The following is an 8,717-nucleotide window of genomic DNA, read 5'->3' as shown; positions in this document are numbered from 1 at the left end:
AGCGCCTTGTCCGGATTGATCCAGCGTCACGGAAGCGTGCCGTCTGCCAGTCGCATCAGCCGTCCGGCGATGCCGCGCACCCCGTGATACTGACCCACGAGGAATATGCAGGGCGCCCCGCATTGTGCTCTGCACCTGCCGGTGAATACCGGGATTACAACGGCCGGATATTCCGAGCCCTGTTCTTCTGTGAATGGTGGCAGCGTAAGCGGGCGCCAGCACATCGCGGCTCTGGGTCTGATGCTCTCCAAAACGTTTGATATGTACGGAGCAAGCAAGCCGCTCGTCCGTTTCGGCGGTGGATAGGCACGCTTGGGCACCTTCTGAGGAGCGGGGACAAGTGGGCCGGCGTAGTCGGCCAATCGCATTTTCAATTTTACAATCGAATGCTGTGTTGGAACGTGAAAAGGCGGGGATTGCTAAAGCAAATTGCGCAAAACCGCTCCGTCTAGCTTGACCGCCCGAACGGCCATGTTTCTAATTTTGTTGTTAATTGAGCGGAGGGCCGCTCTCGGCTAGCAAGAAGCTTGGATATCAGCAGCCGATCGAAACCTTTGGACAGGAACATGCACGAGATCATCTGTCCCCACTGTAACAGGGCCTTCAAGGTCGACGAATCCGGATATGCGGAGATCCTGAAGCAGGTCCGTGACAGCGACTTTGAAAAACAGCTGCACGAGCGGCTGGAATTGGCCGAGCGGGAAAAACAGAGCGCTGTGGAATTGGCCAAGGCCAAGGTGAGCAGCGATTTGCAGATGACCGCGGCCGCCAAAGATGCCGAAATCCAGGAACTGAAGTCCAGGCTTGAGGCGAGCGAGGTCACCCAGAAGCTCGCGGTTACCGAGGCCCTTGCTGCGGTGGAGAAAGAGCGTGACACGCTTGCGAATGCACTGACTCAAGCTGAACGCGAGAAGAAAGCTGCCTCCGAGCTTGCTGAAGCAGTTTTAACCAACGAGCTGCATAATGTCACTTCCGCCAAGACAGAGGAGATCCGGGAGCTGAAGGCCAAGCTCCAGGCCGTCGAGCTCGAAAAGAAGTTCGCCGTGACAGAGGCGGTCGGCACCGTTGAAAGAGAGCGCGACGAGCTGAAAAACTGCATCAAGCAGGTCCAGCTCGAAAGGCAGCTAGCTGAACAGTCGCTCAAGGACAAGTACGAAACGCAGATTAAGGATCGCGATAACGCGATCGAGCGCCTTAAGGATATGAAGGCCCGGCTCTCGACCAAGATGGTCGGTGAGACTCTGGAACAGCATTGCGAGACCGAGTTCAACCGGGTGCGCTCGATGGCCTTCTCGCGGGCGTACTTCGAAAAGGACAACGACGCGCGGACCGGCAGCAAGGGCGACTACATCTTTCGAGAGTCGGACGAGGCCGGCACCGAGATCATCTCCATTATGTTCGAGATGAAGAACGAAAGCGATAAAGCCGTCACGAAGAGCAAAAACGAGGACTTCCTCAAGGAGCTCGACCGGGATCGCACCGAGAAGGGCTGCGAGTATGCGGTCCTGGTCTCGATGCTCGAACCTGACAACGAACTCTACAACGCCGGTATCGTCGACGTCTTTCACCGCTATCCGAAGATGTACGTCATCCGGCCGCAGTTCTTCTTGCCGATCATTGCGCTTCTTCGGAACGCGGCTACAAACTCTTTGAAATACAAGACGGAGCTGGCGCTCGTTAAGGCGCAAAACATCGACATCACCCAGTTCGAAAATCAGCTTGAGACCTTCAAGAGCGGTTTTGCCAAGAACTACGACCTAGCCTCGAGGCACTACCAAACGGCGATCAATGAGATCGACAAGTCCATCGATCATCTCCAGAAGACGAAGGACGCCTTGATAGGAGCCGATCGAAACTTACGCCTTGCGAACGACAAGGCTCAAGACGTAACAATTAAGAAGCTGACTCGGTCCAATCCGACGATGGCAGCGAAATTCGCGGAACTTAAGAACTAGGCCGTAGAAGTCGCCGAGTGAAATCGGGGCGTCTTACGTGACCGCGTGCGACTGTGGCTGGCGCGTGGATCGCGCCAACGCGACCAGCCTCCTGGCCATGCCGGTTTGCGGCAGCACGGCAAGCCGGCGGTTGCCGGGCAGCTACGTCGAGTTGGAAGGCACCGAGACAAGGAGTTCGATCGCCTCCAGCCATACGACCCAAAAGACTGCCGATCTGGTCGAGGAATACTGGCATGCGATCCAGCCCGTCGCTGGACCCTGCTGAGCCATCCCGCGCTTACCGAAGACGATTTCGACGCGCTAATCAACGGGGCACGACAACCAGCTGGTCTATTTACCCGATGCTAACAAATATTCGACCGCGGCCATTGCCGTCGGACGGCCGGTTGAGGTTCACGCCTACGCCGGCGCATCGTCATCCGCCAGGGACGCATCGTTGCCGAGGACCGGTTCGACGGCAATGCCCGGTCCGGTGCTCGGAAGGCGGCGCCGGGAGGGGTTTCCTGCGATGGTCGAGGGGGCAGCGGTTGCCGGAAGCACGAGGAGTTGGCGTTCATCTCAGAACGGGAGCACCCACCGCTCATGGGCCGTGAGCCATTTTCTCGATCGCGCCTACCTAGTCCATCCGTGGGATCACGGTGTCGGCGCGGGTTTCACGAAATAGACGAAATCGCTTGCGCCGGCTGATATCTTGTCGCGGAGTCCCGGGCTTCCTATCAGGTGCGCATACCAAATCTGCCCTGGTCCTTGCCTGACGCCGAGAACGCGCACTGCTCGGCCACTTCGCCGAGCGCCGCCGACTTGCAATCGACAGTCATGGTGAAACTTCGGAGGCTTCAAAAAGTTAGCTGGATACGGAGGAGCATGATGTCTGACGACAGATCGAAACGCGGTGCAGCGGACCGGGAGCGCGTGGCAGGCGGCGAGGACTACGAGGTCGAGTACTTCGCGCGAAAGCACGGCATCACGAAAGAACAGGCTGAGGGCCTGATCAAGCAGATCGGCAACGACCGCGAACGACTGGACGCCGCGGCTCGAAAGCTTTCGAAGTAACTGCACCTTTCGAAACGATACCGAGGGCGCTCACAAATCGCAAATTCGGGAAGAAGGCCGATCGGACGAATGGTGCGTATAGCAACGAAGAAGAAGTCCCGCGTCATGGAGCCGGTTCAAAGCGGAAGAAACGCTAAGGCATATGCGCCGCCTCCGTTTCGGCCTGTTCAGCTCGCCACCCTAGTTGACGCCATCCCGGCGGGTGCGGGCTGGATTCATGAAATGAAGTACGACGGCTACCGCACGCTCCTCGCCGTCGGGGGCGGAGAGGGGCGCTGCTACACGCGTTCAGGGCTCGACTGGTCCGACCGCTTCCCCGGAATTGTTGCGGAAGCAAGAAAGCTCCGCGTCAAATCGGCGCTGATAGATGGGGAGACAGTGGTGCTCGACGCGAAAGGCCGGTCAAACTTCCAGGCGCTGCAGAACGCCCTCAAGGCAGCGCCGGCGACGATCGACTATTTCGCTTTCGATCTCCTCGAGGTGAATGGGGAGAACCTCGCGCGTCTGCCGCTTCTCGAGCGCAAGGCACGTTTGAAGGCTGTTCTCCTCACTCAGGCTCAGCATATCCGCTACTCTGACCACATCGAGGGTAGCGGCGAGAAGTTGCTGGAACGCTTCTGTGCAGCGGGGCTGGAGGGCGTCGTCTCGAAGCTGGGGAAATCGAAATACGTTGGCGCGCGCTCCGGCAGCTGGGTCAAGACCAAGTGCATCAAGCGCCAGGAGTTCGTGGTCGCCGGGTGGATGCCGTCGGACAAACGGCGCGCGTTCCGCTCCCTGGTTCTGGCCATCCACGACGGCGGCAAATTGCGCTACGCCGGAAAGGTCGGGACCGGCTTCGACACGGCCGAGCTGGGCCGGCTGATGAAGATCATGGCTCCGCTCGAGCAGAAGTCCGCGACCGTTCCGGCGCGCCGCACGGAGAAGTCCGGGGCGCGCACTGGCTCCGCCCCGAGCTCGTGGCCGAGATCGCCTACACGGAGATGACTAAGGACGGCACGCTCAGGCATCCCAGCTACCTCGGCCTGCGTGAGGACAAGAGGCCGGAAGCCGTCGTGATCGAGTCCGAGCATCACGCGGCCGACCTCCCGGCGCCTGCCAAGAGCAACGTCGCGATCAGCAACCGCGACCGCGTGGTCTACCCCGAATCGAACATCACCAAGGGCCAGCTCGCCGACTACTACGCTGCGGTGAGCCCGATCATGCTGCAGTGGGTCGGCAGCCGGCCTATCAGCCTTGTTCGGTGCCCGCAAGGCCGCGCCAAAAAGTGTTTCTTCCAGAAGCACGACGCAGGCGCCTTCGGCGACGCGGTCCACCACGTCGGCATTGTCGAGAGGGACGGCCACGAGGAGCCGTATCTGTATGTCGACGACGCCGATGGATTGATGACCTGCGTGCAAATGGGGACGATCGAATTCCACGGTTGGGGCGCGCGCATCGAGGACGTCGAGAAGGCCGACCGGTTGATCTTCGATCTCGACCCCGACGAAGGCCTCGCCTTCGAGGCCGTGCGGCACGCTGCATTCCAGTTCAGGGACATTCTCAAGTCGATCGGGCTTGAGACCTTCCCGATGCTGACCGGAGGCAAGGGCGTGCACGTCATCGCGCCGCTCACGCCAAAAGCCGAATGGCCGCAAGTGAAGGATTTCGCGCATCGTCTCGCGGAGGCGGTCGCGCAGAGCGACCCGGAGCACTTCACCGCAGCGCTCTCGAAGGCGCGGCGCAAGGGCCGGATCTTCGTCGACTACCTCCGCAACCAGCGCGGCGCGACCGCCGTCATGCCCTATAGCGCGCGCTCGCGCGCGGGAGCGCCTGTCGCCGCGCCGATCACGTGGCGGGAGATGAAGACGATCGACAAGCCCTCCCACTTCCGCGTCGGCGATGCTGGCGAGCTTTCGAAGCGCGCCGCGTCCAAAGCCCTCGCAGGCTGGGGTCGCGCCGACCAGGCCCTGCCGGACCTGCAACAGCCGTGAAGGTCGCAACCTACAACGTCAACGGCGTGAACGGCAGGCTGCCGGTCCTGCTGCGCTGGCTCGAGGCATCGCAGCCCGACATTGTTTGCCTGCAGGAGTTGAAGGCGCCGCAAGACAAGTTCCCCGAAAAAGCAATCCGCGATCTCGGCTACGATGCGATCTGGCACGGGCAGAAGAGTTGGAATGGCGTGGCCATCTTGAGCCGCCTCGGCCCGATCGAGGAGACCAGGCGCGGCCTTCCAGGCGATCCCCACGACACGCACAGTCGGTACATCGAGGCCGCGATCAACGGCATTCTCTTCGGCGGCCTCTACCTGCCCAACGGCAATCCCAAGCCCGGCCCGAAATTCGACTACAAGCTGCGCTGGTTCGACAGGCTGATCGACCACGCTGCGGAGCTCTTGCAGTCGGGCAAGCCCGTCGTGCTCGCCGGCGACTTCAACGTTATGCCGACCGACATCGATGTCTATAAGCCCGAGCGCTGGCTCGACGACGCGCTGTTCGCACCCGAGGCGCGCGCAGCCTATTTCCGGCTCCTGAAGCAAGGTTGGACGGACGCCTTGCGCGCCCTTCACCCGGGCGAGCGGATCTATACGTTTTGGGATTATTTTCGTAACGCCTACGCACGCAACGCCGGCTTGCGCATCGACCACCTTCTCCTCAGTCCGGAGCTGGCCACGAAACTCGCGGACGCGCATGTCGACGCCAAAGTCCGGGGCTGGGCGAAGACGAGCGACCACGCGCCTGTCTGGGTTGAACTGAAGGACAAGCGAAGCGCCCGCACGAGCACTTCTTTGTAGCGCACAGCGGCTGCTTCCGATGGAGCAACGAGCTCGGCTTTTTAACCAGTTCCTGCCAGTGCCGGCGTGTCGTCGGCGCTTCCGTGGCGGTATGCGGTAAGTGTAGCACCATCCCGACCCGGAAAGTGAACGTCTCAAGGCGATGTCTTGCGCTGGCGCAGGAAACGACCTAGCAAGCGGCGTTTTCCTTTTGGCTGAATGAGGTCAATATCGCTCACGAGCTTCGCGCCACCCTTGCGTCGCTCCAGAACGATCTTTCGAGTATGAAAGGCTTCGAGTTCGACCCGATGTGCCACGCTGACGACGGTGGCATTAGGAAGCTCCTTATTGAGAAGGTCCATCATCTGGTCCTGGCTCGTTGCGTCGAGCGCGGATGTTGCTTCGTCCAGCACGATAATATCGGGGTTATGCAAAAATAGCCTGGCGAAAGCGAGGCGCTGCTTTTCTCCCCCCGACAGCGTTTGGTCCCAGGGCCCCTCTTCCTGCAGTCGATCTTTGAGGTGACCAAGTCCCACTTTGTCCAGAGCAGCGCCAATTTCTCCGAGAGTCCAGTCTGCCGCACCCGCGGGGTAGGCGGCAGCACGACGTAGCGTTCCAAAAGGCACGTACGGCTTTTGAGGGAGCATGAACAACCGACGGTTCGGATGGAAGTTAACGCTGCCGCCACCCCAAGGCCACAGGCCGGCAATAGCGCGCACCAGAGTGCTTTTGCCGGTACCGGACTCCCCCGCCACCAGCACGCGTTCGCCCGTGTCAATGGTCACTTCCGCTTCTCCTACCACGGCAGTGCCGTCGTCGAGCGTCACGGACAAGTCGGTAAGCCTAAGGATCGCGTCTCCCTCGGTCTCGCCGCGCTGGATGCGGCCGGCGCCGTCACCGCGCTCGGCGCGATCCAGCCCGTCGATCGACATCATCAGCGACGCGATCCGCCGCGCGCAAGCATTCCAGTCAGCCAAACGCGGATAATTATCGACAAGCCAGCCGAACGCACTCTGCACGATGGTGAAGGCCGACGCCGCCTGCATCACATGTCCCAAAGTCATGCTGCCATCGAGGAATTTCGGCGCGCATAGTAAGAGTGGGATGACTGGAGCAATCAGGCTCGATCCCTGCGATACAACGGTGGTGCGCATGTGCTGACCGCAGAGAAGTGCCCATTGCTTGATTACGCTGGCGAATGTTTTGTTGATTCCGTTGCGCTCTTCCTCCTCGCCACCCAACAGAGCTATGCTTTCGCCGTTCTCGCGAACGCGCGTCAGCGCGTAGCGATATTCGGCTTCGGCCTGGTTTTTACTCTCTGAGACCGCGACAAAGTGGCGGCCGATGTAGACCATCGAACCGCTGGTAACTCCGGCATAGATAACCGCGGCCACCACCAGGAACCCGGGAATAGTAAATGTCGACTCGCCTGCCGTCAGAGTCAGCGCGCCACCAATGTTCCAGAGCACCACGATAAAGGTTGCCGCCGAAAGGAATGCGGCTATCACGCCGGAGGCGAAATCCACCGGCGCGTCAGTGGCAACCCGCAGATCCTCGGCGATGCGATATTCCGGGTTTTCGTGGTCGCCGCTGACTAGATTAAGTTGGTAGTAGCGGCCGTTGGTTAGCCACCGCGATACCACTGCATCGGTCAGCCACGCGCGCCAGCGCCGCTGGATGCCCATGCGTGCGAACACCTGAAACACGCCGAGCGCCACACTGCCCATTGCGAGCGGGAAGAATACCCCCGTTAGATAAAAAACCGCGGCGGAGTCACGCGTCTCGATGGCGTCAAAGATCGCGCGGTTCCAGACATTGATGGCATACTGGAACGCGACGTTTGTGATAATCAAGGCGATAAGGCCAACAGAAAGCACCCATGCCAGCTTGCCGCCGTTGGCACCCCAAAAGCCTTTAGCGCTCATCCAGAATCGCGTGAGCAGATAATCCCTGCGTGCCTGCTCAATATCCTCCGGCGAGAGATCCGTGTCCGGTTCTAGGATTTCCGGTGGTGGGGGTTCGACTGCTTGTCCTGTCTCCGCAACAACGTCAACAATTGGCGGCTTCGGCATGGCTCACGTTCTCGGTTAATCGGCGACGTCAATATCTTGAGCAGCGGAAGTACCGCTATAGACCACGATCCGGAACACAAAAGAAGTCCAGCTCGTCGCCACTTTGCTTGACATGCTCGTTGGCCCCATACTTACCAAATCGCGATGCTAGCAATAGGTGATCTTTGGAATGCGCCTATGAACCAGATCAGCTCTCTGCCGCGATACCATTGCGGCAGGACCGGCACTGAGCTTGATACATTCTGCGAAGACTAAACGGCGGCGCCTCCATAGGGTCGAGCGTCCTCTTCCAGTTCATCAACCTCGTCAAGGCAATGGTGGAGCAGCTCAGGCCGTGGATGCTCCTGCGCTACACCGACACGAGCGCGACTGTCGTGGCAGGCAATACATGGCAGACGGCTATCGACCTTTCAGGCATCGCCCGCCTCAGCCCTTTCTACGGCGATAGGCCTATCAAGCTCTTCGACGGCGCGAACGCCATCTAGTACTGCAAGCAGGTTCCTTTCGATAAGCGGCTCGAGTACCGCAATATGCCGAGCACGTTCGTCTACAACCAGGCGGCCAAGGCGCTGTACGTCAACGGCACGGTGCAGTTCGCCGGCACGCTCTACATCGACCACGTCAAGGACAGCCCTGAGATAACGAACGATGACAGCTCATCGTGGGTATCCCCCAGCTGGGCGCATCCGCTGTTGGGCTTCTATGCGGTTGCCATCAACAAGGGCGGCGTGGATTGACGACATCAACGCGCGGATGGTGCCCGGAGCACAAGCCAATGCGATCATCCAGCGCCTGAGGCGGACTGTCATTCGGCCTGCAATATTGACCCCGTAAGCCGGGGGATCGGCGTCCAAAATTGACCCCCTATAGATTGGCTGTTGCGCTGCC

General features: G+C 60.2%; 8 protein-coding genes and 1 pseudogene. 8 read left to right on the top strand and 1 reads right to left on the bottom strand.

Going from position 1 to position 8,717, the window contains the following annotated elements:
* Positions 1 to 566 precede the first annotated feature (566 nt).
* The 6 genes and pseudogenes from BGN91_RS13475 (at position 567) to xth (ending at position 5,778) form a co-directional block, all read left to right on the top strand.
* Entirely contained in the window at positions 567 to 1,955 is a 1,389-nt protein-coding gene (locus BGN91_RS13475; protein ID WP_292613923.1) for a DUF2130 domain-containing protein, read from the top strand.
* Between the two features lie 37 nt (positions 1,956 to 1,992).
* Positions 1,993 to 2,220 carry a hypothetical protein gene (locus BGN91_RS13470; RefSeq protein ID WP_292613921.1) on the top strand — a complete coding sequence of 76 codons (228 nt, stop codon included), beginning with the start codon at positions 1,993 to 1,995 and terminating at the stop codon, positions 2,218 to 2,220.
* Between the two features lie 602 nt (positions 2,221 to 2,822).
* Positions 2,823 to 3,008, top strand: coding sequence for a DUF3606 domain-containing protein (locus BGN91_RS13465; protein ID WP_292613919.1), 186 nt, complete (start codon positions 2,823 to 2,825; stop codon positions 3,006 to 3,008).
* A 69-nt stretch (positions 3,009 to 3,077) separates the two neighbouring features.
* A pseudogene (gene ligD, locus BGN91_RS13460) lies at positions 3,078 to 3,979 on the top strand (non-homologous end-joining DNA ligase); the annotation flags it as partial.
* A gap of 9 nt (positions 3,980 to 3,988) precedes the next feature.
* Positions 3,989 to 4,978 carry a non-homologous end-joining DNA ligase gene (gene ligD, locus BGN91_RS13455; RefSeq protein ID WP_292613965.1) on the top strand — a complete coding sequence of 330 codons (990 nt, stop codon included), beginning with the start codon at positions 3,989 to 3,991 and terminating at the stop codon, positions 4,976 to 4,978.
* Positions 4,975 to 5,778 carry an exodeoxyribonuclease III gene (gene xth, locus BGN91_RS13450; RefSeq protein ID WP_292613917.1) on the top strand — a complete coding sequence of 268 codons (804 nt, stop codon included), beginning with the start codon at positions 4,975 to 4,977 and terminating at the stop codon, positions 5,776 to 5,778. The genes ligD (BGN91_RS13455) and xth overlap by 4 nt, the downstream gene beginning before the upstream one ends.
* Positions 5,779 to 5,912: 134 nt before the next feature.
* On the opposite strand, the gene BGN91_RS13445 is transcribed toward xth, so the two are convergent.
* A complete protein-coding gene (locus BGN91_RS13445) occupies positions 5,913 to 7,829 on the bottom strand; it encodes an ABC transporter ATP-binding protein/permease (RefSeq protein WP_292613916.1) in 1,917 nt (638 codons plus the stop codon).
* Between the two features lie 314 nt (positions 7,830 to 8,143).
* On the opposite strand from BGN91_RS13445, the gene BGN91_RS13440 reads away from it, so the two are divergent.
* Positions 8,144 to 8,314, top strand: a complete 171-nt coding sequence (locus BGN91_RS13440) for a hypothetical protein (protein ID WP_292613914.1) — start codon at positions 8,144 to 8,146, stop codon at positions 8,312 to 8,314.
* Positions 8,315 to 8,359: 45 nt separating this feature from the next.
* The gene (locus BGN91_RS13435; RefSeq protein WP_292613912.1) at positions 8,360 to 8,566 is read left to right on the top strand and encodes a hypothetical protein; all 207 of its coding nucleotides are present in this window, start codon (positions 8,360 to 8,362) and stop codon (positions 8,564 to 8,566) included.
* Positions 8,567 to 8,717: the final 151 nt, after the last annotated feature.

Source organism: Nitrobacter sp. 62-13, from assembly GCF_001896955.1.
GTDB lineage: Bacteria > Pseudomonadota > Alphaproteobacteria > Rhizobiales > Xanthobacteraceae > Nitrobacter.
The sequence above is the reverse complement of the archived record's forward strand: the minus strand, read 5'-3'. Positions and strand labels throughout refer to the sequence as shown.

Coding starts and splice junctions, on each gene's coding strand:
- BGN91_RS13475 (WP_292613923.1), top strand. CDS start 567: ATGCACGAGATCATCTGTCCCCACTGTAACAGGGCCTTCAAGGTCGAC.
- BGN91_RS13465 (WP_292613919.1), top strand. CDS start 2,823: ATGTCTGACGACAGATCGAAACGCGGTGCAGCGGACCGGGAGCGCGTG.
- ligD (WP_292613965.1), top strand. CDS start 3,989: ATGACTAAGGACGGCACGCTCAGGCATCCCAGCTACCTCGGCCTGCGT.
- BGN91_RS13445 (WP_292613916.1), bottom strand. CDS start 7,829: ATGCCGAAGCCGCCAATTGTTGACGTTGTTGCGGAGACAGGACAAGCA.
- BGN91_RS13440 (WP_292613914.1), top strand. CDS start 8,144: ATGGTGGAGCAGCTCAGGCCGTGGATGCTCCTGCGCTACACCGACACG.
- BGN91_RS13435 (WP_292613912.1), top strand. CDS start 8,360: ATGCCGAGCACGTTCGTCTACAACCAGGCGGCCAAGGCGCTGTACGTC.